This window comes from Afipia carboxidovorans OM5 (assembly GCF_000218565.1).
In the GTDB taxonomy this organism is placed as follows: Bacteria; Pseudomonadota; Alphaproteobacteria; order Rhizobiales; family Xanthobacteraceae; genus Afipia; species Afipia carboxidovorans.
On the sequence record NC_015684.1, the window covers coordinates 2,400,602 to 2,422,904 of the forward strand.

24 protein-coding genes are annotated in these 22,303 nt (G+C 63.9%); 13 read left to right on the top strand and 11 right to left on the bottom strand.

Annotation, left to right across the window (positions count from 1 at the left end):
• Positions 1-32: 32 nt before the first annotated feature.
• The 6 genes from OCA5_RS11105 to gatC form a co-directional block, all read right to left on the bottom strand.
• Positions 33-1,421 carry a patatin-like phospholipase family protein gene (locus OCA5_RS11105; protein WP_012562953.1) on the bottom strand — a complete coding sequence of 463 codons (1,389 nt, stop codon included), beginning with the start codon at positions 1,419-1,421 and terminating at the stop codon, positions 33-35.
• Positions 1,422-1,519: 98 nt separating this feature from the next.
• On the bottom strand, positions 1,520-1,819 hold the full coding sequence (locus OCA5_RS11110; protein WP_012562952.1) for a chorismate mutase: 300 nt from the start codon (positions 1,817-1,819) through the stop codon (positions 1,520-1,522).
• On the bottom strand, positions 1,819-2,115 hold the full coding sequence (locus OCA5_RS11115; protein ID WP_012562951.1) for a hypothetical protein: 297 nt from the start codon (positions 2,113-2,115) through the stop codon (positions 1,819-1,821). The genes OCA5_RS11110 and OCA5_RS11115 overlap by 1 nt, the downstream gene beginning before the upstream one ends.
• A complete protein-coding gene (gene gatA / locus OCA5_RS11120) occupies positions 2,115-3,590 on the bottom strand; it encodes an Asp-tRNA(Asn)/Glu-tRNA(Gln) amidotransferase subunit GatA (RefSeq protein WP_012562950.1) in 1,476 nt (491 codons plus the stop codon). Before gatA ends, OCA5_RS11115 begins: the two co-directional genes overlap by 1 nt.
• A complete protein-coding gene (locus OCA5_RS11125) occupies positions 3,590-3,769 on the bottom strand; it encodes a hypothetical protein (RefSeq protein WP_012562949.1) in 180 nt (59 codons plus the stop codon). Before OCA5_RS11125 ends, gatA begins: the two co-directional genes overlap by 1 nt.
• Positions 3,770-3,786: 17 nt before the next feature.
• On the bottom strand, positions 3,787-4,074 hold the full coding sequence (gene gatC, locus OCA5_RS11130) for an Asp-tRNA(Asn)/Glu-tRNA(Gln) amidotransferase subunit GatC (RefSeq protein ID WP_012562948.1): 288 nt from the start codon (positions 4,072-4,074) through the stop codon (positions 3,787-3,789).
• Positions 4,075-4,327: 253 nt separating this feature from the next.
• On the opposite strand from gatC, the gene ruvX reads away from it, so the two are divergent.
• Positions 4,328-4,816, top strand: coding sequence for a Holliday junction resolvase RuvX (ruvX, locus tag OCA5_RS11135; protein WP_041559645.1), 489 nt, complete (start codon positions 4,328-4,330; stop codon positions 4,814-4,816).
• A 2-nt stretch (positions 4,817-4,818) separates the two neighbouring features.
• Here the strand turns inward: ruvX and OCA5_RS11140 are convergent, their stop codons facing one another.
• Both OCA5_RS11140 and OCA5_RS11145 read right to left on the bottom strand, forming a co-directional pair.
• Positions 4,819-5,601 (bottom strand): CPBP family intramembrane glutamic endopeptidase, encoded by a 783-nt coding sequence (locus OCA5_RS11140; RefSeq protein ID WP_012562946.1) that lies wholly within the window; start codon positions 5,599-5,601, stop codon positions 4,819-4,821.
• 23 nt (positions 5,602-5,624) lie between these two features.
• Positions 5,625-7,268: an acyl-CoA dehydrogenase family protein gene (locus OCA5_RS11145; RefSeq protein WP_013913191.1), complete on the bottom strand. Its 1,644-nt coding sequence runs from the start codon at positions 7,266-7,268 to the stop codon at positions 5,625-5,627.
• Positions 7,269-7,441: 173 nt separating this feature from the next.
• Here OCA5_RS11145 and OCA5_RS11150 point away from each other — a divergent pair, with 173 nt between their 5' ends.
• The 5 genes from OCA5_RS11150 (at position 7,442) to dprA (ending at position 12,068) form a co-directional block, all read left to right on the top strand.
• Positions 7,442-7,741 carry a hypothetical protein gene (locus OCA5_RS11150; protein ID WP_148261429.1) on the top strand — a complete coding sequence of 100 codons (300 nt, stop codon included), beginning with the start codon at positions 7,442-7,444 and terminating at the stop codon, positions 7,739-7,741.
• Positions 7,742-7,960: 219 nt separating this feature from the next.
• Positions 7,961-8,914 carry an aspartate carbamoyltransferase catalytic subunit gene (locus tag OCA5_RS11155; RefSeq protein WP_012562942.1) on the top strand — a complete coding sequence of 318 codons (954 nt, stop codon included), beginning with the start codon at positions 7,961-7,963 and terminating at the stop codon, positions 8,912-8,914.
• Positions 8,915-8,917: 3 nt separating this feature from the next.
• Entirely contained in the window at positions 8,918-10,219 is a 1,302-nt protein-coding gene (locus OCA5_RS11160; RefSeq protein WP_012562941.1) for a dihydroorotase, read from the top strand.
• A gap of 4 nt (positions 10,220-10,223) precedes the next feature.
• The gene (gene plsY / locus OCA5_RS11165) at positions 10,224-10,826 is read left to right on the top strand and encodes a glycerol-3-phosphate 1-O-acyltransferase PlsY (protein WP_012562940.1); all 603 of its coding nucleotides are present in this window, start codon (positions 10,224-10,226) and stop codon (positions 10,824-10,826) included.
• Positions 10,827-10,934: 108 nt separating this feature from the next.
• A complete protein-coding gene (dprA, locus tag OCA5_RS11170; RefSeq protein WP_012562939.1) occupies positions 10,935-12,068 on the top strand; it encodes a DNA-processing protein DprA in 1,134 nt (377 codons plus the stop codon).
• Between the two features lie 49 nt (positions 12,069-12,117).
• On the opposite strand, the gene OCA5_RS11175 is transcribed toward dprA, so the two are convergent.
• Positions 12,118-12,333 carry a hypothetical protein gene (locus OCA5_RS11175; RefSeq protein WP_012562938.1) on the bottom strand — a complete coding sequence of 72 codons (216 nt, stop codon included), beginning with the start codon at positions 12,331-12,333 and terminating at the stop codon, positions 12,118-12,120.
• A gap of 231 nt (positions 12,334-12,564) precedes the next feature.
• Between OCA5_RS11175 and topA the strand changes: the two genes are divergently transcribed.
• The 6 genes from topA to rpmG all read left to right on the top strand — a co-directional run bounded on the left by topA (position 12,565) and on the right by rpmG (position 20,032).
• A complete protein-coding gene (topA, locus tag OCA5_RS11180) occupies positions 12,565-15,306 on the top strand; it encodes a type I DNA topoisomerase (RefSeq protein ID WP_012562937.1) in 2,742 nt (913 codons plus the stop codon).
• Positions 15,306-17,654 (top strand): ribonuclease R, encoded by a 2,349-nt coding sequence (gene rnr, locus OCA5_RS11185; protein ID WP_012562936.1) that lies wholly within the window; start codon positions 15,306-15,308, stop codon positions 17,652-17,654. The genes topA and rnr overlap by 1 nt, the downstream gene beginning before the upstream one ends.
• A complete protein-coding gene (locus tag OCA5_RS11190; RefSeq protein WP_012562935.1) occupies positions 17,654-18,100 on the top strand; it encodes a DUF983 domain-containing protein in 447 nt (148 codons plus the stop codon). The genes rnr and OCA5_RS11190 overlap by 1 nt, the downstream gene beginning before the upstream one ends.
• A gap of 13 nt (positions 18,101-18,113) precedes the next feature.
• Positions 18,114-18,845: an NUDIX hydrolase gene (locus OCA5_RS11195; RefSeq protein WP_012562934.1), complete on the top strand. Its 732-nt coding sequence runs from the start codon at positions 18,114-18,116 to the stop codon at positions 18,843-18,845.
• 125 nt (positions 18,846-18,970) lie between these two features.
• A complete protein-coding gene (locus OCA5_RS11200) occupies positions 18,971-19,675 on the top strand; it encodes a hypothetical protein (protein ID WP_422836353.1) in 705 nt (234 codons plus the stop codon).
• Positions 19,676-19,864: 189 nt separating this feature from the next.
• Positions 19,865-20,032 carry a 50S ribosomal protein L33 gene (gene rpmG / locus OCA5_RS11205; protein WP_002712167.1) on the top strand — a complete coding sequence of 56 codons (168 nt, stop codon included), beginning with the start codon at positions 19,865-19,867 and terminating at the stop codon, positions 20,030-20,032.
• 87 nt (positions 20,033-20,119) lie between these two features.
• On the opposite strand, the gene OCA5_RS11210 is transcribed toward rpmG, so the two are convergent.
• Both OCA5_RS11210 and OCA5_RS11215 read right to left on the bottom strand, forming a co-directional pair.
• Positions 20,120-21,493: a PleD family two-component system response regulator gene (locus OCA5_RS11210; protein WP_012562932.1), complete on the bottom strand. Its 1,374-nt coding sequence runs from the start codon at positions 21,491-21,493 to the stop codon at positions 20,120-20,122.
• Between the two features lie 11 nt (positions 21,494-21,504).
• Positions 21,505-21,870: a response regulator gene (locus OCA5_RS11215; RefSeq protein WP_012562931.1), complete on the bottom strand. Its 366-nt coding sequence runs from the start codon at positions 21,868-21,870 to the stop codon at positions 21,505-21,507.
• A gap of 129 nt (positions 21,871-21,999) precedes the next feature.
• Between OCA5_RS11215 and OCA5_RS11220 the strand changes: the two genes are divergently transcribed.
• Complete coding sequence (locus OCA5_RS11220) at positions 22,000-22,290, top strand: DUF3572 domain-containing protein (RefSeq protein ID WP_012562930.1); 291 nt, start codon at positions 22,000-22,002, stop codon at positions 22,288-22,290.
• Positions 22,291-22,303: the final 13 nt, after the last annotated feature.

Here is a 22,303-nt window from a genome sequence, read left to right on the forward strand (position 1 = left end):
CGGCGTGCGGGAGAAAACCCCCGCGACAGGCGCTACAGGCTGGCAGCGAAGGTCTTGAAAGCCGGGTTGGCGCGCAGCGAATCCCGCCCGGCCTCGATCACGTCGTCGACCTGCTCGCGCGGCAGGTTGAACCGGGTCGGCACCCTGTTCAGTCGTTCCGCGCGTTCGGGATCGAGCTGGTCGAAGCCGACGCGGCCGATGAAGAACTTGATGTCGCGGCAATTCCACTTCGGTCCCGCGCCGTAACGGGCGCGCTCGGCGGCGGAGAGCCCGCAGCGCCATTTCACCAGCGCGCTGTGCCAGTCGCTCATCACCCGCTCGAACGCGGTGTAGCTGCCGGCGACGCTCGCATCGACCGCGGTATCCGCAGCCGCGCGGAAGAGTTCGAACCCGCTCGGCCCCTCGACGGTGTTGATCCAGTTGCCGGTAGTACCCGACTTCGCGTCCACGACGAGGAACAGGCCGCGCCGCAACTTTACCGCCTGCCCCGGCGTCAGCGGCTCGTAGGGCGTTGCCGACGACAGCCGCGTGATGGTGAAACCCGAAAGGCCGTAATTGTCGACAAGACCGCCGTCGAGCAGCTTGATGAAGGGCATCGAGCCGTCATGATAGCGGCTGATCGCCTTAGCGAAGGCGTTCAGCATCGGCGGCGAATTGGGATTGTCGCGTGCCTTCACAACCCAGGACGGCAGCGGATTGTTGCAGCGGCCGGGATAGGTCTTGATGACGACGGGCGCGAACGCCACCGGCACCGCGGCGGAAGCTGCCACCGCATCGGCCAGCGGGTATTCCGACAGGTCGCTGCACATCGCGCGGAAGGCGGTGGCGCCGAACACGAACGGCGTGCGGTTGTAGATGTCGGAGGCGTTGATCCAGACGCGCGGGCGTCCCTCGGCGCGGAACTGGCCGAAGTTGGCGCCGTGGAACAGGTTGGCATCGAGCCAGCGCGGGAAGCCGGTGGAATCGTTGATACCGCCTGCCATCGCACGCGGCAACGTCGCGAGCGAGATATCGGTCTGCAGGTTTTCCTCGGCGTTCTTCAGCAGGAATTTTTCGCGGAAGTCGGCGAGGCCCGCCTTCTTCTTGAGGCCGTAATAGGCGGCCGTCACCGCGCCACCCGAGACGCCGGAGATGAAACCTAAATGGTCGAGCATTGGTCCGCGCGCACCGCGCACGGGGATGCGGTCCATTTCGGCGAGCACGCCGTAAGAGAATGCCGCCGCGCGCGTACCACCGCCCGAGAACGACAGCCCGATGACGACGTCGTGTTCGACGGCGTCTTCCTGAAAACCGAGATCGAGGCGATTGGCGAGCGTATCCGGCGTTCCGGCGACGTTGACCGGATCGTTGCGGATGGTGGCGCAGCCCAAGAGCAGCACACAGACCGACAGACTTGCAAGAATTGGCTGCGCGCGTGCCATGCTCCCCTCCCCAAGGCCGAAGTCTTGATGGGTGGATGTCGCTTTTTCCCTAATGCCGGCAGCTTCCCGGCAACAGGGTTAACGGCCTTGAGCCGTCGTCAGGGCTTGGACCCGTTTTTCAGGTGTCCTTCTTCATAGGCGATCGACCAGCCGATGAGATTACGCCACAGCATTTCGGCAAGATCCGGCGGCACGCCGGCAGCCTCCGCCTCGGCGCGGACATGGGCGACGACTTCCTCGACCCGCTCCGGAATCGCGGCGGGCAGCCCCTCGCGCAGCTTCACGGCTACGACCTGATCGAGGCAGCGCACCCGTTCGCCGATCAAGGCAACAAGATCGCGGTCAATCCGGTCGATGACCTCGCGCAGTTCCGACATGTTTTTCGGCTCGGATGACATCAGTCCTGCTTGCCCAACAATACTGAGGCGATTTGATCCCATTCGGTTTCGAGCGCCTCGGACGATGCAGGCTTGCCCGCACGGCCATACCAGTAGCCCGCATTATCGAGATCGCCTTCGGCCCGATGGATATGCGCGTGCACCCACGCACCGTCCGCCGTCGGCGTCTTTTGCGCAAGCGCGTGCGCCTGTTCCCAGTCGCCCTTTGCAACCCACCACAGTGCCATCAGCGGCTGTGACAAATTAGCTGGCGGTGTGGCCTCCGCGAGGCTCGCCTTCAAATCCGACACACTCATTACCACCACCTCTTCGGCTCGAAGCGCCCCGCCGCCTGCTCGATCGTCTCGCCAAGCGAGAACAGCGTCTCCTCGTCGAACGGACGGCCGATCAGTTGCAGCGCGAGCGGCAGGCCCTGCGCGTCCTTGCCGGCCGGCACCGCGATGCCCGGCAGACCCGCCATATTCACCGTCACCGTGAAGATGTCATTGAGATACATCTCGACCGGATCGGCCTTGCCCTTTTCGCCGATGCCGAAGGCGGCCGACGGTGTCGCGGGCGTGAGAATGGCATCGATGCCCTTGGCAAAGACTTCCTCGAAGTCGCGCTTGATCAGCGTGCGCACCTTCTGCGCGCGCAGATAGTAGGCGTCGTAGTAGCCAGCCGAGAGCACATAGGTCCCGATCATGATGCGGCGGCGAACTTCCGGGCCAAAGCCAGCGGCGCGGGTGTTCTCGTACATCTCGGCGATGGTCTTGCCGTTGACGCGCGCGCCGTAACGCACGCCGTCATAGCGCGCGAGGTTCGAGGAGGCTTCCGCCGGCGCAACGACGTAATAGGCCGGCAGCGCATATTTGGTGTGTGGCAGCGAAATCTCGACGATCTCGGCGCCGGCTGCCTTCAGCCACTCCGCGCCCTGCGCCCACAGCTTCTCGATTTCGGAGGACATGCCGCCGATGCGGTATTCCCTCGGAATGCCGATCCGCATGCCCTTCACAGACTTGCCGATGGCAGCCTCGTAATCGGGCACATCCCGATCCACCGACGTGGTGTCCTTGGGATCGTGTCCGGCCATCGAACGCAGCAGGATCGCGCTGTCGCGCACCGTGCGCGCGAACGGCCCGGCCTGATCGAGCGAGGATGCGAACGCGACGACGCCCCAGCGCGAGCAGCGGCCATAGGTCGGCTTGATGCCGACGATGCCGGTGAAGGCCGCGGGCTGACGGATCGAGCCGCCGGTGTCGGTGCCGGTTGCACCAAGGCAAAGCCCGGCCGCGACCGCCGCCGCCGAACCGCCCGACGAACCGCCCGGCACCAGCGCCGTGTCCGATCCCTCGCGCCGCCACGGATTGATGACGTTGCCGAACGCAGATGTCTCGTTCGAGGAGCCCATCGCGAATTCGTCGTTGTTGAGCTTGCCGAGCAGCACTGCACCGTCGCGCCAGAGCTGCGAGGTGATGGTCGATTCATACGGCGGCTTGAAATCGTCGAGGATCTTCGAGCAGGCGGTGAGGCGCACGTCACGGGTCGCGAACAGGTCCTTGATGCCGAGCGGAATGCCGAGAAGGTTGCTACGCTCGCCCTTCGCGATCCTGGTGTCAGCCTCCTTCGCCATGGCGCGTGCCTTGTCCGGCGTCTCGAGCACATAGGCGTTGAGCACGCGCGCGCTTTCCATCGCGGCGAGATGCGCGTCGGTCAGTTCGAGCGCGGTGAAGGATTTCGCAGCCAGGCCTTCCTTGGCGTCGGCCAGCGTCAGTGCAGTCAGGTCAGTCATTATGTCTCAATCGGATCGCAAATGAAGGGAGATCGTCGGGCGCGGCGGGCAGCTTCGGCAGCCTTCATCGCGATCATGTGGCCCTCGTCCTGGTCCGGCGTCTTGCCCTGCCGTTCCATATCGTCGAGGTAGTCCATGAACGCCTGATAGAAGTCTTCATCGCTGCAGAATTCACACATCGCAGTCCACCGTGCTGCTATTCGACGACCTTGGGCACGAGGAAGAAGTGATCCTCGGTGGCCGGCGCATTCGCCAGCACGAGGTCAGCGATTTCGCCATCGTTGACGACGTCCTGACGCTTCTTCATCTCCATCGGAATCACCGAGGTCATCGGCTCGACGCCCTCGATATCGACTTCGGACAACTGCTCGATGAAGGCGAGCATCGCGTTCAGTTCGCCCTGGAGGTGCGGCACCTCCTCGTCCTTGACGGCGATCCGCGCAAGCTGCGCGATCCGGCGAACGGTGGCTGCATCGACTGACATAAAATTATGGCTCCAGACTGGGAAGCAAGAATCCAGATAAGGTTCCGGACAGAGCGTCGGGACCGGCCGGCGGCTCCAATGGCCTGCCTATAAAGCATTTTCCGCTCAAGTGGAAATCGGCCGGCGCATGCCTGCCCCGGTGCCGGAAAGCCCGGCATTTGCGGACTTTATGGGCAACGGCAGCTCCACCGCGGCTGAGATGGGGATGGCTTGGGCCTTTGCATCGGCTTTCGCCGCCATGCTAAGCGGGACCATGCCAGCTCCCATCCTTCCCCTGATCGACGCCGCCGCGCTTTGGGCGCCACGCGGCGCGCTGATCGGGCTCGACCTCGGCACCAAGACCATCGGCGTCGCCGTCTCCGACCCTGATCGGCGACTCGCGACCGGGGTGACAACCATTCAGCGCAAGAATTTCACCAAGGACGCCGCCGAGCTTCTCAAGATATCCGGCGAACGCGCCTGCGCCGGATTCGTGCTCGGCCTGCCGATCAACATGGACGGCAGTGAGGGGCCGCGCGCGCAATCGACCCGCGCTTTCGCCCGCAATTTCGCAAAACTCACCGAGTTGGCCATCGGCCTGTGGGACGAGCGACTCTCCACCGCTGCCGTCGAGCGCGAACTGCTCGCCAATGACGTGAGCCGTGCGCGGCGTGCCGAGGTGATCGACGAGCACGCTGCGATCTTCATCCTGCAAGGCGCGCTCGATCGCCTCACGGCTTTGCGGCGGCAGGCCCAGCCCTGACGTCAGGTGAACGAGGCAAGCCAGTAGGTCTGCACCAGCGCGGCGAAGTTGTTCAGCCCGTGGATAATCACGGTGAGCCAGGTCGAATTCGTGCGATAGCGCAAATAGCCGAGCAGCAGGCCGATAGTGAACACCTGCCCCAGAAAGAACCAGTCGTATTGCAGGTGCATCAGCGTCCACACCGCCGAGGACAGCACGATCGCACCCACCGGGCGCAGAAATGATTCCGACCAGCCGCGATAGAGAAAGCCGCGCACGAAGAGTTCTTCTGTGATCGGCGCCGCGACAGCCACGGCGAGCACAAGCAGCCACAGCGTGTTGTCGGCCTGCGCAGCCTTCAGCGTGTCGATCATGAAGCTCGGCATCACCTCTCGGCCGAGCGACTTGGACAACAGGTCCCAGCTCTCGACCAGTACTGCGAGGCTGACGACGCCGATCAGGATCCATTTCCACGACGGCCAACGCAGCGCGAGGTAATCCGCAAACGGCTGGCGCGCGACCCGCGTCGCAATCCAGATCGCGGCGAGCACGGCCGGAAGTCCGGTCATGATCGAGAGCGACAGGGTCTTGCCGCCGGTGAGTGCGCTCCCCAGTGCCTCCGCGAACGAAGACAGATCGGTCGCACCCGAACTGAACAGCATGGCCGCGATCACCGCGCCCTGCCCCATGAACAGCGCGACGAAGATCAACACGCCCCAGAGCGATGTACCCCAGAATTTCCAGACGCGCGGCGTCTCCGCGGACAGCGTGTCCAGCTGATCGGGGACGGTATCGGGCAAGCTCATCGGGGCGCTTTCGTTCGAGAGGCTCAAGGCAGCGCCCGCGCGAGCAGATCTTCGACGTCGCGGGGCGCAAGGCCACTCGCGCCATACATCAGCGAGTGACGTTGCGCCAGTCGCGTTTGCGCGAACAACGCCGCATGGCCAGGGTGGACCGGCGCGAGCGCATCGGCAGCGGCTACCAGAGCGAGCTGCTCCACCGCATCGCGGGCATAGCTTTCCGCCTCCGGCGCCTGCAAGGTGACCCTGATGCGGGTGAGCGCATCCGCGCATTCCGGCAACTCGCGTGTCTGCCGCTCCAGATCCGCAAGCACCGCCTCCGCCACCTCACGCTCGCGCGTCATCACCCGCAGCACGTCGAGGCACATCACGTTGCCCGAGCCTTCCCAGATCGCATTGACCGGCGCCTCGCGATAGTGCCGCGCCAGAATACCCTCCTCGACGTAGCCGTTGCCGCCGAGGCATTCCATCGCCTCGTAGAGAAAGGCGGGTGCGCTCTTGCACACCCAGTATTTCACCACCGGCGTCATTAATCGCATAGTGGCGTTTTCATTGGGATCGGTGGACGCACGGTCGAAGGCGCGGCAGAGCCGCATCACCAGCGCTGTCGCCGCCTCGACCTGCAGCGCCATATCGGCAAGCACGCTGCGCATCAACGGCTGGTCGGCGAGGCGTTTCTGAAAAACGCTGCGATGGCGCGCGTGGTGAAGCGCATGGGCAAGCCCCGAGCGCATCAGGCCTGCGGAGGCGATCGCGCAATCCTGACGCGTCAGCGACACCATCTGGATAATCGTTGCAACACCGCGCCCCTCCTCGCCGAGCCGCAGCGCATAGGCCGCCTCGAACTCGACTTCGGAGGATGCGTTGGAGCGATTGCCGAGCTTGTTTTTGAGGCGCTGGAAATGCAGCGCATTGATCTCGCCGTCCGGCGTAAAGCGCGGCATGAAGAAGCAAGTGAGACCACCGTCGGTCTGCGCCAGCACCAGAAATGCATCGCACATCGGCGCCGACATGAACCATTTATGGCCGATGATGCGATAAGCCTCGCCGTCCCTTTCAGCACGGGAGATATTGACGCGCACATCGGTGCCGCCCTGCCGCTCGGTCATGCCCATGCCGATGGTCATGCCGCGCTTGCCCCACCATGGCGCAAAGCCGGGATCGTAGGCGCGCTGACTCAGGACCGGCATGATCCGCGCGCGGAGCGCCTCGTTGCTCGCAAGCGCCGCGACCGATGCCCGCGTCATCGTGATCGGGCACAGATGCCCGGTCTCGACCTGCGCCGCGATGAAGAATTTCGCCGCACGCAGAACCTCCGCATTGCCCCCTGCCGCCGCTCCCGATGAAGCCCAGGTGGAGTTGTGAAGTCCGGCATGGGCGCTCACCGCCATCAGTTCGTGATAAGCCGGATGAAACTCCACCTCGTCGCGGCGAAAGCCGCGCGCGTCGAAGGTCTGCAGCTTCGGCAAGTTCTCGTTGGCGAGCCGTCCAAGCTCGGCCATCTCCGCAGAGCCCCAGAGCTTGCCGAAGGCCGAGAGCTCCGTGGTGTGATCCTTCGCACCATAAGCCGCGACTGCCTCCTTCAGCGGCACATCGCACGCGAACAGATCGACGTCACAGAACGGCGGCGACTGGTTCAACACCTCAGTTCGGGGAGACGCGACAGACCGCATGGCAATGCTCCTGACGAAGACGGAAGGGTCGGCGTTCCGATGCAGGCGACAATTTCGGCAAGTCTAGCGCCGGTGACGCGGCGCGGAAAATCGCCGCAACGACAAATTTTCCGGAACTTGCACCGCCGCCCGCGATTTTTCCGCCACATTCACCGACAGGATCGGAGCAACAGATGCGAATGACGCCTATTTTTGCGGCAACAGTCGCAACAATCATTTCCAGCAGCGGCGCCTGGGCACAGAGCGCCACGCCCCCGGCGCAAAACAACCAAACGCTAACCTCCCCGCCGGGCAAGATGCAGCCGGCGTCACCAAGCGATAAAACCCCGCAGCAATCCGCACCGGCCGAAGCGCCGCAAGTCTCTGGGCACGATGCCCAAGCCGGTCAGCCGGAGACCGGCCCGAACGCCACCAAGACCGAAGGCAAGGCGAGCGGCGACTTCAAGGACATCCACGGCAAGGACAAAAAGTAGCGCGTCCATTTCCGCCGATAACGTGTGCGGGGTGACCGTCGTGCAACGGACAGCCTGCGGGCGCCCCACCACATCGGCCGATTGCCATCCGACATTATTATAATCGAGCGAGGCTCCCCGCGACCGGGGCAGCCTCGCCGCCCGGATGTGGGGGATAACCCGGAATGGCCGAAAACGGCCTTGCTCCCTTTTGGCGCAGTCCCTATAGCTTTGGCTTTAATGACCTCCGCACCAAAATCGAGTTTCGTCCTCGGGCACCGGCATCTGCTGGGCATCGAAGGCCTTTCCGCCGCCGATATCACCGGCCTTCTCGACCTCGCCGGCGAATATGTCGAACTGAACCGCCAGGTGGACAAGAAGCGCAGCGTGCTGCGCGGACGCACCCAGGTAAACCTGTTCTTCGAGGCATCCACCCGCACCCAGTCCTCCTTCGAGATCGCCGGCAAGCGGCTCGGGGCGGACGTCATGAACATGTCCGTCTCCTCCTCCTCGATGCGCAAGGGCGAGACGCTGATGGACACGGCCGTGACGCTGAACGCGATGCATCCCGACATTCTCGTGGTGCGCCATCACGCGTCCGGCGCGGTGGAGTTGCTTGCGCGCAAGGTCGACGGCTCCGTCGTCAACGCAGGCGACGGCGCGCATGAGCACCCGACGCAGGCGCTGCTCGATGCGCTCACCATCCGCCGCAACAAGGGCCGGCTCGAAGGGTTGCTCATCGCAATCTGCGGCGATGTCCTGCACTCGCGCGTCGCCCGCTCCAACATCATCCTGCTGAACCTGATGGGCGCACGGGTGCGCGTCGTCGGTCCCTCGACGCTACTGCCGCCCGGCATCGAGCGCATGGGCGTCGAAGTCGCCCACGACATGCGCGAAGGATTGGACGGCGCCGACATCGTGATGATGCTGCGGCTGCAACGCGAGCGGATGAGTGGCTCGTTCGTGCCGTCGAGCTCTGAATATTTCCAGTTCTTCGGCCTCGACCAGAAGAAGCTGTCCTATGCCAAGCCCGATGCGCTGGTGATGCATCCGGGCCCGATGAATCGCGGGGTCGAGATCGACTCCATCGTCGCCGACGGCGCGCAGTCTCTGGTCCGCGAGCAAGTCGAAATGGGAGTGGCGGTGCGCATGGCGGTGCTCGAAGCACTTGCCCGCAACCTGCCGAATGCGTGAGCCATGCCGAAAGATAGCCGCCCCATCCTTCTCACCAACGCCCGCCTGATCGATCCGTCATGCGATCTCGATAGCGCAGGCAGCGTGCTGCTCCAAAACGGCGTGATCGCCGATGCCGGCCCCGGCGTCGGCCAAAGCAGCCTGCCCGATGGCACCGAGATCATCGATTGCAGCGGCAAGATCGTCGCCCCCGGCCTGATCGACATGCGCGCCTTCATCGGCGAACCCGGCGCGGGTCATCGCGAGACGTTCGCTTCGGCAAGTCAGGCAGCAGCATCCGGCGGCATCACCACTATCGTTTGCCAGCCCGAGACGCGGCCTGCGATCGACAATTCCGCGACGGTCGATTTCGTGCTGCGCCGCGCGCGCGACACTGCCGTGGTGAACATCCATCCGATGGCCGCGCTGACCAAGGGTCTTGCGGGCGATGAAATGACCGAGTTCGGCCTTCTCAAGGCCGCGGGCGCCGTCGCCTTCACCGATGGCGCGAAGAGCGTGATCAACGCGCAGGTGATGCGCCGCGCCCTCACCTACGCGCGCGACTTCGATGTGCTGATCGTCCATCATACCGAGGACCCTAACCTCTCGGGCGAAGGCGTGATGAACGAAGGCGAGCTTGCATCGCGTCTCGGGCTGATCGGCGCGCCGAGCGCCGCCGAGGCGGTGATGCTGGAGCGCGATATGCGGCTCGTCGCCCTGACCGGCGGGCGCTATCACGCGGCCTCCGTGAGCTGCATCGACTCGCTCGAAATTCTCAGGCGAGCCCGCGACAATGGTCTCGCCGTCAGCGCTTCCGCCTCGATCAACCATCTCGCGCTCAACGAAAACGACATCGGCCCCTATCGTACCTATCTCAAGCTCTCGCCGCCGTTGCGCACCGAGGACGACCGTCAGTCGCTTGTCGCTGCGGTGGCTTCCGGCCTCATCGACGTCATCATGTCGGATCACAATCCGCAGGACGTCGAGGTGAAGCGGCTGCCGTTCGCGGAAGCCGCACCCGGCGCGATCGGACTGGAGACGATGCTGTCCGCGGGTCTGCGCCTTGTTCATAGCGGCGAGATCGAACTCTCTCGCCTCCTTCGCGCGATGTCGACGCGCCCGGCCGAACTGCTCGGCCTGCCCGGCGGCACGCTACGCACCGGCCGCCCCGCCGACATCGTGGTGATCGATCTCGATACGCCGTGGGTGCTCGATCCGGCCGATCTCAAATCGCAATGCAAGAACACGCCGTTCGACGAGGCGCGGTTCACCGGGCGCGCCGTCCGCACGCTGGTCGGCGGCCGCACCGTCTTCGAACAGGTGTGAGCGCATGGATCTGTCGCCCGCCGCCGCAAATACCCTCGCTCTCGCTCTCGGCTATGCGCTCGGCGCGATCCCGTTCGGCCTGCTGATTACCCAACGTGCGGGCACCGCCGATCTGCGCTCGATCGGCTCCGGCAATATCGGGGCGACCAACGTGCTGCGCACCGGCCGCAAAGAACTCGCCGCCGCGACGCTGCTTTGCGACATGCTGAAGGGCACGCTTGCCGTCATCGCCGCACGGTGGCTGTTCGGCGAGGATGCCGCGATCGCTGCGGGCCTCGGGGCATTCCTCGGCCACATCTTCCCGATCTGGCTGAAGTTCAAGGGCGGCAAAGGCGTTGCGACCTATATCGGCTTGCTGCTCGGCCTCATCTGGCCGGTCGCGCTCGTGTTCTGCGCGGTGTGGCTCGCAGTCGCGATCATCACCCGCTATTCGTCGCTCGCAGCCCTGATCGCCAGCGCGGTGACACCGCCGCTTCTATTGTGGCAGCAGCAGATGCCGCTGGCGGCACTGTTTGCGATCCTCTCCGCCATCCTCTGGTTCAAGCACCGCGCCAATATCCGCCGCCTCCTCGACGGGAGCGAGGGCAGGATCGGCGCCAAGGGCTAAAGCGCGAAGGCGCAAAACGCGAAATTTTGCGCGCCCTGCTCTCTTTTGCTCTCTTTTCATTGTCTGCACCGCCAAGTTGCGCAACACTCGCCATAACGGAGGCGGGTTGTGGAGAGGCAGACGCCGGTACCCACGCGGTTGACGGACGCGCAGCGCATCGACTGGCTGCGGCTGATCCGCAGCGACAATGTCGGCCCCCGTACCTTCCGTTCTCTCGTCAATCATTACGGCAGCGCACGGGCGGCGCTTGAACGGCTGCCCGAACTCGCGCGACGCGGCGGTGCGAGCCGGCTAGGCCGGATCTGCTCGATTGAAGATGCGGAGCGTGAAATCGCAGCGAGCCGCCGCATCGGCGTGATGCTGCTCGCACCGGGCGAACACGGCTATCCGCCGCGTCTTGCGCTGATCGACGATCCACCGCCCATTCTTGGCGTGCGTGGTGCGCCCGACGTTCACATGCGCCCGACGATCGGCATCGTCGGCTCGCGCAATGCTTCCGGTGCCGGACTGAAATTCGCGCAGACCATCGCACACGATCTTGGCGAGGCCGGATTCGTCATTGCCTCGGGGCTCGCGCGCGGCATCGATCAGGCGGCCCATCGCGCAAGCCTTTCCGGCGGCACGGTCGCGGTGCTCGCTGGCGGGCATGATCGGATCTATCCGCCCGAGCATGAGAGCTTGCTTGATGCCATCCTTGCCGCGAACGGCGGCGCGATCTCGGAAATGCAGCTTGGGCACAGTCCGCGCGCCCGTGACTTCCCTCGCCGCAACCGCCTGATTGCAGGAACCGCGCTCGGCGTTCTCATCGTCGAGGCCGCGCACCGCTCGGGCTCGCTCATCACCGCACGCTTCGCCAACGAACAGGGCCGCGAGGTGTTCGCCGTGCCGGGCTCACCACTCGACCCGCGCGCCGCCGGCACCAACGATCTCATCAAGCAGGGCGCGACGCTCACGACATCCGCCGCAGACATTATTAATGCCGTCACGCCGATCATGGCGCGGCCGATCGAGTTGCCCTTCGAGGAAGACGACAGCGGGAGAGATGAAAGCCGCGAACCGGAGGACAGCGATCGCGCGCGCATCGTCGGCCTGCTTGGTCCCTCGCCGATCGGCATCGACGATCTGGTACGGCTGTCCGATAGCTCGCCTGCCGTGGTCCGCACTGTTCTTCTTGAACTCGAACTCGCCGGGCGGCTCGATCGTCATGGCGCCGGGTTGGTGTCGCTGAACTGGGACCGCTAAATCGGCACCGCTGATAGCCTCATTGCGGCGATCACTTTGCGAGATCCGCTCAGGAGTGCGGGGTCTTCGGATGCTGCGCGATGTCCTCGGCCTCCATATGCGCCATGCTCAAGAGGTAGCCGAGTGTATCGAGGCGATGCCGGCGGCAAATCGAGACCAGATCGAGCAGTGTCTCGGCGACAAAACCCGCGGCTTCTTCGACCCCATCCGCCTCCTTTTGCCTGTCCGGCTCCGGTTCGGTGGGCTTGTTTTGGCGAGATGACATTTGCACTTATCCTGGCTCGGAATCAGGATAATATTCTTATAGCGTAATCCTCGATTTACGCAACTTTAGATTAATTTGAATAAAATATACAACTTTAAGTGATATTCCCGTTCGCTGTTCAATTGGCCCTGATTTGACAGCATCCCCCAGTTTACCCATGTATCGCTCCGAAAGCCTCGGCCCTTCGCGGTGATTCCGAGGCTTATTTTCAGCCTAACTCATTGGATTCAAATGAATCTCGTCATTGTGGAGTCGCCTGCGAAGGCCAAGACGATCAATAAGTACCTGGGCTCCTCCTACGAGGTTCTGGCCTCCTACGGCCATGTCCGCGACCTGCCGGCCAAGAACGGATCGGTCGACCCGGACGCCAATTTCCAGATGATCTGGGAGACAGACCCCAAGGCGGCGAGCCGGCTCAACGATATCGCCAAGGCGCTCAAGGGCGCGGACAAACTGATCCTCGCAACCGACCCTGATCGCGAGGGCGAGGCGATCTCCTGGCATGTTCTGGAGGTGATGAAGCAGAAGCGCGCGCTGAAGGATCAGAAGGTCGAGCGCGTCGTCTTCAACGCCATCACCAAGCAGTCTGTCACCGAGGCGATGAACAACCCCCGCCAGATCGATGGCGCGCTGGTCGATGCCTATATGGCCCGCCGCGCGCTCGACTATCTCGTCGGCTTCACGCTATCCCCGGTGCTGTGGCGCAAGCTGCCGGGCGCGCGCTCGGCCGGCCGCGTGCAGTCGGTGGCGCTCCGCCTCGTCTGCGACCGCGAGATCGAGATCGAGAAATTCGTCGCCCGTGAATACTGGTCGCTGGTGGCGACGCTCGCCACGCCGCGCAACGACACCTTCGAGGCGCGGCTCGTCGGCGCCGACGGTAAGAAAATCCAGCGCCTCGACATTGGCACCGGCGCGGAAGCCGAAGACTTCAAGAAGGCGCTGGAGACGGCTGCCTTCACCGTCTCGCTGGTGGAAGCGAAGCCCGCGCGGCGCAATCCGCAGGCGCCCTTCACCACTTCGACGCTGCAGCAGGAAGCAAGCCGCAAGCTCGGCTTTGCGCCCTCGCACACCATGCGGATCGCCCAGCGCCTTTATGAGGGCATCGACATCGGCGGCGAGACCACCGGTCTCATCACCTATATGCGAACCGACGGCGTCTCGATCGCGCCCGAGGCCATTCCGGCGCTGCGCAAGGTGATCGCCGAGGAGTATGGCAGCAATTACGTGCCGAGCGCGCCGCGCCAGTACACCTCCAAGGCGAAAAACGCGCAGGAAGCGCACGAAGCGATCCGCCCGACCGACGTCTCGCGCCGCCCGGCCAAGCTGAAGGCGCGGCTCGATAACGATCAGTATCGTCTCTACGAATTGATCTGGATGCGCGCGATCGCGAGCCAGATGGAATCCGCTGAACTCGAGCGCACCACCGTCGACATCACCGCGAAGGCTGGTGCGCGCACGCTTGAACTGCGCGCCTCCGGTCAGGTCGTGAAGTTCGACGGCTTTCTTGCAGTCTATCAGGAAGGCCGCGATGACGACCCGGAAGACGAAGAAAGCCGCCGCCTGCCCGCGATGAGCGAGGGCGAGGCGCTGAAGCGCGAAAGCCTCGCGGTGACGCAGCACTTCACAGAGCCGCCGCCGCGCTACTCCGAAGCCTCGCTCGTCAAGCGCATGGAAGAGCTCGGCATCGGCCGGCCTTCGACCTACGCGTCGATCCTGCAGGTGTTGAAGGATCGCGGCTACGTCAAGCTCGAGAAGAAACGCCTCTCCGCCGAGGACAAGGGCCGCGTCGTTGTCGCGTTCCTGCAGAAGTTTTTTGCGCGCTACGTCGAGTTCGATTTCACCGCCGATCTCGAAGAGCAGCTCGACAAGATTTCCAACAACGAAGTCGCCTGGAAGAACGTGCTCTCGGACTTCTGGCGCGATTTCATCGGCGCCGTCGACGAGATCAAGGACGTCAAGGTCAGCGAAGTTCTCGACGTGCTCGACGCCATGCTCGGTGAGCACATCTACGAGCCGCGCGCCGATGGCGGCGATCCGCGCCAGTGCCCGAGTTGCGGCACCGGTCGGCTCAACCTCAAGGCCGGCAAGTTCGGCGCCTTCGTCGGCTGCTCGAACTATCCCGAGTGCCGCTACACTCGTCCGCTCGCTGCTTCCAGCGGCACAAGCGACCGTGTGCTCGGCAAGGATCCGAAGACCAACCTCGACGTTGCGGTGAAAGCCGGACGGTTTGGCCCCTACATCCAACTCGGCGAGCCCAATGATTACGCTGAGGGCGAGAAGCCCAAGCGCGCGGGCATTCCGAAGAACATGTCGCCTGCCGACGTTGAGCTCGATCTCGCGATCAAGCTATTGTCGCTGCCGCGCGATGTGGGTCCTCACCCCGAGGATGGCGAGATCATCACCGCGGGCATCGGCCGCTTCGGCCCGTTCGTGCGCCACGGCAAGACCTATGCGAGCCTCGAAGCTGGCGATGACGTCTACACGATCGGTCTCAATCGCGCGGTGACGCTGATTGCCGAGAAGATCGCCAAGGGCCCGAGCCGCCGCTTCGGTGCCGACCCCGGCAAGGAAGTCGGCGACTATCCGGCGCGCGGCGGCAAGATCATGCTCAAGAAGGGCCGCTACGGCGCGTACGTCACGATCGACGGCATCAATGCCACGATCCCCGACGACAAGGAGCCTGACCAGATCACCCTTGAAGAGGCGATCGCGCTGATCGAGGCTCGCGCCGCAAAGGGCGGCAAGGCCAAGCGTGCGCCGAAGAAGGCCGCGGCGAAGAAAGCCGCGCCCAAGAAAAAGGCCACCGCCAAAAAGAAAGCCGACAGCGAGCCTGAGAGCGGCGCGAAACCTGCCAAGAAGGCAGCCACACGCACGGCGCCCAAGGCCCGCACCAGCACCGCGAAACCTGCGGCCAAAACGGCTGCGAAGGCCAAGCCCACGGCGAAGAAGAGCGCCGGAAAAGCACGCGGATAATGAAAAAGCAGCATGACGCGAACGATGATTTTCCCGACAGGGAGAGTATCGTCGCGTTCATCAGAGAGCATCCTGGCGAGGCCAACACGCGCGAACTCGCGCGGCATTTCGGCCTCAAGAACGACTCCCGCGCGGCGCTGCGCAAGATCTTGCACGAACTCGTCGACGACGGCGTGATCGCCAAGAAAGGCCGCCGCATTCAGGACGCGCGTTCACTGCCGCCGACCCTTGTTGCCGACATCGTTAAACAGGATGCGGATGGCGAACTGATCGCCGTGCCAGCCGAATGGGCCGAGGATATCGACGGCCCCGCCCCCGTGATCGAAATCCATACGCCGCGGCGACCGAAGCCCGGCACCGTTGCCGGCATCGGCGAGCGCGTGCTGCTGCGGCTGGAGACGCGCGAGCGTGGCGCGAAGGCTGCGCCTTATGTCGGCCGCGTCATCAAGGTGCTCGAGAAGACGCGCCACCGCCTGCTCGGCATCTTCCGCTCGCAGCCGCAGGGTGGCGGCCGGATGATTCCGATCGACAAGAAGCAGGCCGGGCGCGAACTTGCCATCGCCGCTGCCGACACCGGCAATGCCGAGGACGGCGACCTCATCGGCGTCGAACTGATCCGCTCACGCGGCTATGGTCTGCCGGCGGGACGCGTGCGCGAACGTCTCGGCTCGATCGCTACCGAGAAGGCGATCAGCCTGATTGCGATTCACGCCCACGAGATTCCGCTGGAATTTCCCCGCGCCGCGGTCACTGAGGCGGAAGCCGCGAAGCAGGCAAGCCTGAAGGGCCGCGAGGACTGGCGCGATCTGCCGCTCGTCACTATCGACCCTCCCGACGCCAAGGATCATGACGACGCGGTGCATGCCACTCCCGATGACGATCCTGCCAACAAGGGCGGTTATATCGTCACCGTTGCGATTGCCGACGTCGCATTCTATGTGCGGCCGGATTCCGCGCTTGACCGCGAGGCATTGAAGCGTGGCAACTCGGTGTACTTTCCGGATCGCGTCGTGCCGATGCTGCCCGAGCGCATCTCCAACGATCTCTGCTCGCTGAAGCCGGGTGAGCCGCGCGGCTCCATTGCCGTGCGTCTCGTGATCGGCGCGGACGGTCGCAAACGCTCGCACAGCTTCCATCGTATCCTGATGCGCTCCGCCGCGCGGTTGGCCTACGCGCAGGTGCAAGCTGCAATCGACAGCCGCCCCGACGAGACGACGGCCCCCCTGCTCGCACCGATCCTCGCCCCGCTCTATGCTGCCTACCGGCTTGTGAAGCGCGCGCGCGACGAGCGCGATCCGCTCGAACTGGAGTTACCGGAACGCAAGATTCTTCTGAAGGTCGATGGCCACGTCGACCGCGTGGTGACACCGGAGCGGCTCGATGCGCATCGCCTGATCGAGGAATTCATGATCCTCGCCAACGTCGCCGCCGCCGAGACGCTGGAGAAGAAGGCGCTGCCGCTGATCTATCGTGTCCACGACCAGCCCTCGCAGGAGAAGGTACACAACCTTCATGAATTCCTGCGCACGCTCGACATGCCGTTCACCAAGTCCGGTGCGCTGCGGCCCGCGGTGTTCAACCGCATCCTCGCGCAGGTGAAAGGCCGCGACACCGAATCTCTCGTCAACGAAGTTGTGCTGCGCTCACAGGCGCAGGCCGAATACGCTTCCGAGAACTACGGCCATTTCGGTCTCAACCTGCATCGTTATGCGCATTTCACATCGCCTATCAGGCGATATGCGGACCTGATCGTGCATCGCGCATTAATCCGCGCGCTCGGCCTCGGCGACGGCGCCCTGCCCGAGCACGAGACGCTGCAGACACTCGGTGAAGTTGCGGCCGCGATCTCGCTCACCGAACGCCGCGCGATGAAGGCGGAGCGCGAGACAGCCGATCGCCTGATTGCACATTTCCTCGCTGACCGCGTCGGCGCAACGTTTCAGGGGCGCATCTCGGGCGTCACGCGCGCGGGTCTGTTCGTCAAGCTGAACGATACCGGCGCCGATGGCCTTATTCCCGTGCGCTCGCTCGGCAGCGAATTCTTCCACTTCGATGAAGCCCGCCATGCCCTGATCGGCACACGCAGCGGTGCCATGCACAGACTGGGTGACGCCGTCGAGGTTCGTCTGGTAGAAGCAGCGCCGGTTGCAGGCGCGCTGCGGTTCGAGCTTCTGTCCGAAGCGGTTCCCGCCCCTCGCGGCAAGCGCGCTTTCAATGGGCGAAACCATGCCGACAACAAGCGGCGCGGCAAGCTTAAGTCCGCGTCGAAGGCCAAGGAACGAAGCCGGAAGGGCAAGGCGCGCAAGAGCGGCAAAGCCAAGCCGGGCAAACCGAAACGAGGCAAGTAATGGACAGCGCGACCGCGCAACGCCCGACGACCTGGACACCGGCCGCTGCGGAACCGGAAAAGCGCGATCTCTGGACTGCGATGCTTCGCGGCGCGCGCGGGCGTTGCCCGAACTGCGGCGAAGGCAAACTGTTCCGTGCTTTCCTGAAAACGCACGACCATTGCTCGGCCTGCGGCGAGACGTTCAGTCATCATCGCGCCGACGATCTGCCCGCCTATCTCGTCATTGTGGTCGTCGGTCACCTCGTGGTCCCAATGATCCTGTGGACCGAAACCAACTTCGCGCCACCGATTCCAGTGCAACTTGCGATCTATCTGCCGTTCACGCTGATCATGTCGCTTGTGCTGCTGCAGCCGATCAAGGGCGCGGTGGTCGGCCTGCAATGGGCGCTGCGGATGCACGGCTTCGACGAAGGCGCTGCGGACGCAAAGAACCCCTACATCTGACGCCGCACGTCGCATGAACGCTCCCGCTGCAAATTCCGTTCACCATCCCTATTGCCGGCCGCGGGACTCCGCGACGCTCATTCTGGTGGATCGCAGCGGCTCGGTGCCGAAGGTGCTGCTGGGACGGCGGCACGAAAAGGTCGTGTTCATGCCGGGCAAGCTCGTCTTTCCCGGCGGCAGCGTCGAGTCGACCGACCATCGCATTCCGCTCGCAGCCGATCTGCCCTCTGCCCTCACCGAGAAGCTTGTCGCCGGCAGCCCGAAGACGGCGCCTGCCCGCGCCCGCGCTCTTGCTGTCACCGCCATTCGTGAGGCGTGCGAGGAAACCGGTTTGTGCCTTGGCCGCAAGCCGTCGTCGCCACTCACACCGTCACAAATGGCGGCGCTGAAGGGCGAGTGGACGCCGTTCGCGCAAGCAGGACTGCTCCCCGATCCGTCGCAACTTTATCTGATCGCGCGCGCCATCACGCCGCCAGGGCTGATCCGGCGCTTCGATACGCGCTTCTTCACCGCAGATGCGTCGGCGATCGCACACTCCGTCGGCGGTGTCGTGAATGCCAATGCCGAACTCGTCGAACTGATCTGGCTCGAGCTCGGCGCCTCGCCGCTTGCCGACATGCACCACATGACCCGAAGCGTGCTGAGCGAACTCGAGGCGCGGCTTGCCAAGGGGCCCCTCACCCACCGGGCCGAGGTTCCGTTCTTTCACTTCCGCAATGGCGAGAAGCTGCGCGACACGCTGTGACGCGGCGGCACGCATTGCGAAACCGATAGCGGGGCATCCGGGTGGACGTTAGATTTGCCGCCGTCATGACCCCGGCCACGCCTCAACCCACAAGCCAGAGCTGGTTACGGCGCGCGGGCGGCGCCGTGTCCATCCTCGTGCACCTCGGGCTGCTCGGCTTGATTATCATGGGGTCGGGCGTGAAGCTTTACGATCACGCACCGCCGCCTTCGATCGATGTCGAGCTTGTTCCGCCTAGCGAGGCTCCGCCGGAAGGCCTCAGCCTTCCGCAGCTTGATCCGACGCCTCCAGCCGAGACCGAATCCGCACAAGCGACAGAGACACCCGAGCCTCCGAAGCCCGAAGAAGCTCCGACTCCTCTGCAAGTCATCACGCCCGCGCCCACCCCGGCAGAGCCTGCGCCCTCACCGGCCGAAGTTACCGCCTTGTCCGGCGCGCCGGTGGTCGAGCCCGACGTGATGAACCTCTACGGCGATCCGTTCCTCACCGGCGGCGGCTTCACCGAGGAGAAGGAAGCCGCCCATCTCAAGAAGGACATCGTCGCGGCATTCCGCGCGCATCTCAAATCCTGCCTGAAGCTGCCCGCAGGCGTCGCGCCGACCGATAACGCCCGCATCGTGCTGCGGGTCGCCCTCAAGCCTGACGGCCGGTTAGCCGCGACGCCCGCGCTGATGGAGGCCAAGGCCTCGCCCAAAGGGCCGCTTATTATGAAGGCCGCGATCCACGCGCTGGAGGCCTGCCAGCCCTATGGGATGCTGCCGGCGGACAAGTACAAGGAATGGCGGCAACTCGACCTGGAATTCACCCCGGCGGGCTTTGGCCACGGTTAAAAGTCACCGTTGTTCCCACAGAGGTAAGCCACTGGAAAATCCGGATATTTTCCGGAACAGCACGGAAAACCGGCCCTCAACCCGCCCGAAATCCTTGACTTTGGAGCATTCGACGATAGGTTGCGCCGAAACGCGGGTCGGCCTCGTCCGGCCCGCTTCAGATTCTCTGCCACCTGAGGTTTTTCGCACATGGCCAAAGCGGTCACGATCAAGGTCAAGCTCGTCTCCAGCGCGGATACCGGCTTCTATTACGTCGCCAAGAAGAATTCGCGCACCATGACCGACAAGCTGGTCAAGAAGAAGTACGACCCGGTCGCGAAGAAGCACGTCGAATTCCGTGAGGCGAAGATCAAGTAAACTTCGCACGCAACGGACGACCACGACGGAGCCTTGCGGCTCCGTTTTGTTTTTGGGCTTCTGTTTTTGAAAACGCTCTAGCGCGCGTTATGCGGCAGCGGACACGACGCGATTGCGGCCATCGTGCTTGGCACGATAGAGCGCCTGATCGGCGCGCTTGAGCACATCCCCCACCGGCTCGTGCTTCGTCTCGAGCGTCGCAAGGCCGACCGAGATCGTCACTTCGATCTGTTTGGCCCCCTTCTCGATCGGGAATGCCTCGTTGGCGATCGCGCGACGCAGCCGCTCGGCAATGATGCCCGCGACATGCTGATCGGTTTCCGGCATGACGATCACGAATTCCTCACCGCCGTAGCGCGCGGCAAGATCGATGCCGCGGACCGATTTGCGGATACGGGATGCGAACTCCCGCAACACGTCATCGCCCGCGTCATGACCATGGGTGTCGTTGATCGACTTGAAGTAGTCGATATCGAGAATCATCAGCGCCAACGGCTTGCCACGCACAGCCGCCTGCTCTGCGAGCGTCGCGAGATGGCCCTCGAGATAGCGGCGGTTGTGCAGACCGGTGAGCGGATCGGTGATCGCCATTTCGAACGTGCTCTGCACGCTGTCACGCAGGTAGTGCGTATAACGGCGACGGCGGATCTGCGTGCGGGCACGCGCCAGCAACTCGTTCTTGTCGACCGGCCGCAGCAGATAATCGTTCACACCGATTTCAAGCCCGCGCAGAAGCTGCACATTGTTGTCGGCATTCGACAGCGCGAGCAGCGGCACATTGCGAGTGCGCTCCAGCGAGCGAGCCTGGCTGCAAAGCCGCAGGCCGTCGTAATTCTCGAGGTTGAGCGAGACGATCAGCAGATCGTAATTGCCATCGGCTGCATGAAACAGCGCCTGCGCGGGATCGGGCTCGACATCGACCGTGTGCTCTTCGGCGAGGATCGGCGCAAGCCGCTCGTAGGACGACGGCCGGTCCTCAACCAGCAGAATCCTTCCACCCTTGCCCTCATCGGCAATCACTTCGCGCTCGGGCGCCTGCACGCCGATCTCGCAAGAGGTGAGCGCACGCATGCGCAACTCGTCGGTCATCATCTTCAGCCGCGTCAGCGAGCGCACGCGCGCAATCAACACGACGTCGGACACCGGCTTGGTGAGAAAATCGTCCGCCCCGGCATCAAGGCCGCGAACGCGGTCGGCGGGGCTGTCGAGCGCCGTCACCATTACGACCGGAATGAAATGCGTGCGCGGATCGGACTTGAGCTGCCGACAGACCTCGAAGCCATCGATATCCGGCATCATCACATCGAGGAGAACGATATCACACTCCGCGCGGCGACAGATATCGAGCGCCTCCCGCCCGCAGCTCGCGGTGACGACATCGAAGTATTCCGCGGACAGACGCGCTTCCAGCAGCTTCACGTTCGCCGGCACGTCGTCGACAACCAAAACCCGCGCGGACATCTAAAATCCCCTCAGCCGACGAACCGCCGGACCGTTTCAATAAATTTTCCGACCGAGATCGGCTTCGACAGGTAAGCTTCGCAACCGCCTTCGCGGATGCGCTCTTCATCGCCCTTCATGGCAAACGCGGTCACGGCCACGATGGGCGTCGCCCGCAATTCGGCGTCGTCCTTGATCCATCGCGTCACTTCGAGACCGGAAACTTCGGGGAGCTGAATATCCATCAGAATGAGATCGGGGCGATGCTCGCGCGCCAGCCTCAAGGCCTCGCGGCCGTTGCTGGTGCCGACCGTCTGATAGCCATGGGCTTCCAGGAGATCGCGGAAGAGCTTCATGTTAAGCTCGTTGTCCTCCACGATCAGGACAGTTTTGGCCACCCGACTTCTCCCGGTTCCGCTCGAGATTCGCTCCGCCGCCTGGCACCTGGATTAGGCGTCGCCACGCCGGAATGACTCGGGCATGATAGTTGAAATTAGTGGCCATAAGTTACGGAAAGGCAAATAGGAATGGCTGAAAAACCCGGCCGGACTTCCGCGGAAGTCGCTGAAATCGTGGCGATTCGCGCGCTCGCCTTTCTTGCCGGCGATCCCGAGCGATTGGGGCAATTCCTATCCGAGAGCGGTATCGGCCCGCAGACGCTGCGTACCGCCGCCACCGATCCGCGCTTCCTCGCAGGCGTGCTCGATTTCATCGTTCGCGACGACGCAACGGTAAAGGCGTTTTCAGATTTCTCGCAATTTCCCCCACCCACCATCGCCGCCGCATGCGAGGCGCTGGGCGGGAACGTTCATGGCTGAGACGGGCACGACC

Bases quoted from the DNA above. Each gene is read 5' to 3' on its own strand.
- OCA5_RS11105 (WP_012562953.1), bottom strand. From the start codon at position 1,421: ATGGCACGCGCGCAGCCAATTCTTGCAAGTCTGTCGGTCTGTGTGCTG.
- OCA5_RS11110 (WP_012562952.1), bottom strand. From the start codon at position 1,819: ATGTCATCCGAGCCGAAAAACATGTCGGAACTGCGCGAGGTCATCGAC.
- OCA5_RS11115 (WP_012562951.1), bottom strand. From the start codon at position 2,115: ATGAGTGTGTCGGATTTGAAGGCGAGCCTCGCGGAGGCCACACCGCCA.
- gatA (WP_012562950.1), bottom strand. From the start codon at position 3,590: ATGACTGACCTGACTGCACTGACGCTGGCCGACGCCAAGGAAGGCCTG.
- OCA5_RS11125 (WP_012562949.1), bottom strand. From the start codon at position 3,769: ATGTGTGAATTCTGCAGCGATGAAGACTTCTATCAGGCGTTCATGGAC.
- gatC (WP_012562948.1), bottom strand. From the start codon at position 4,074: ATGTCAGTCGATGCAGCCACCGTTCGCCGGATCGCGCAGCTTGCGCGG.
- ruvX (WP_041559645.1), top strand. From the start codon at position 4,328: ATGCCAGCTCCCATCCTTCCCCTGATCGACGCCGCCGCGCTTTGGGCG.
- OCA5_RS11140 (WP_012562946.1), bottom strand. From the start codon at position 5,601: ATGAGCTTGCCCGATACCGTCCCCGATCAGCTGGACACGCTGTCCGCG.
- OCA5_RS11145 (WP_013913191.1), bottom strand. From the start codon at position 7,268: ATGCGGTCTGTCGCGTCTCCCCGAACTGAGGTGTTGAACCAGTCGCCG.
- OCA5_RS11150 (WP_148261429.1), top strand. From the start codon at position 7,442: ATGCGAATGACGCCTATTTTTGCGGCAACAGTCGCAACAATCATTTCC.
- OCA5_RS11155 (WP_012562942.1), top strand. From the start codon at position 7,961: ATGACCTCCGCACCAAAATCGAGTTTCGTCCTCGGGCACCGGCATCTG.
- OCA5_RS11160 (WP_012562941.1), top strand. From the start codon at position 8,918: ATGCCGAAAGATAGCCGCCCCATCCTTCTCACCAACGCCCGCCTGATC.
- plsY (WP_012562940.1), top strand. From the start codon at position 10,224: ATGGATCTGTCGCCCGCCGCCGCAAATACCCTCGCTCTCGCTCTCGGC.
- OCA5_RS11175 (WP_012562938.1), bottom strand. From the start codon at position 12,333: ATGTCATCTCGCCAAAACAAGCCCACCGAACCGGAGCCGGACAGGCAA.
- topA (WP_012562937.1), top strand. From the start codon at position 12,565: ATGAATCTCGTCATTGTGGAGTCGCCTGCGAAGGCCAAGACGATCAAT.
- rnr (WP_012562936.1), top strand. From the start codon at position 15,306: ATGAAAAAGCAGCATGACGCGAACGATGATTTTCCCGACAGGGAGAGT.
- OCA5_RS11190 (WP_012562935.1), top strand. From the start codon at position 17,654: ATGGACAGCGCGACCGCGCAACGCCCGACGACCTGGACACCGGCCGCT.
- OCA5_RS11195 (WP_012562934.1), top strand. From the start codon at position 18,114: ATGAACGCTCCCGCTGCAAATTCCGTTCACCATCCCTATTGCCGGCCG.
- rpmG (WP_002712167.1), top strand. From the start codon at position 19,865: ATGGCCAAAGCGGTCACGATCAAGGTCAAGCTCGTCTCCAGCGCGGAT.
- OCA5_RS11210 (WP_012562932.1), bottom strand. From the start codon at position 21,493: ATGTCCGCGCGGGTTTTGGTTGTCGACGACGTGCCGGCGAACGTGAAG.
- OCA5_RS11220 (WP_012562930.1), top strand. From the start codon at position 22,000: ATGGCTGAAAAACCCGGCCGGACTTCCGCGGAAGTCGCTGAAATCGTG.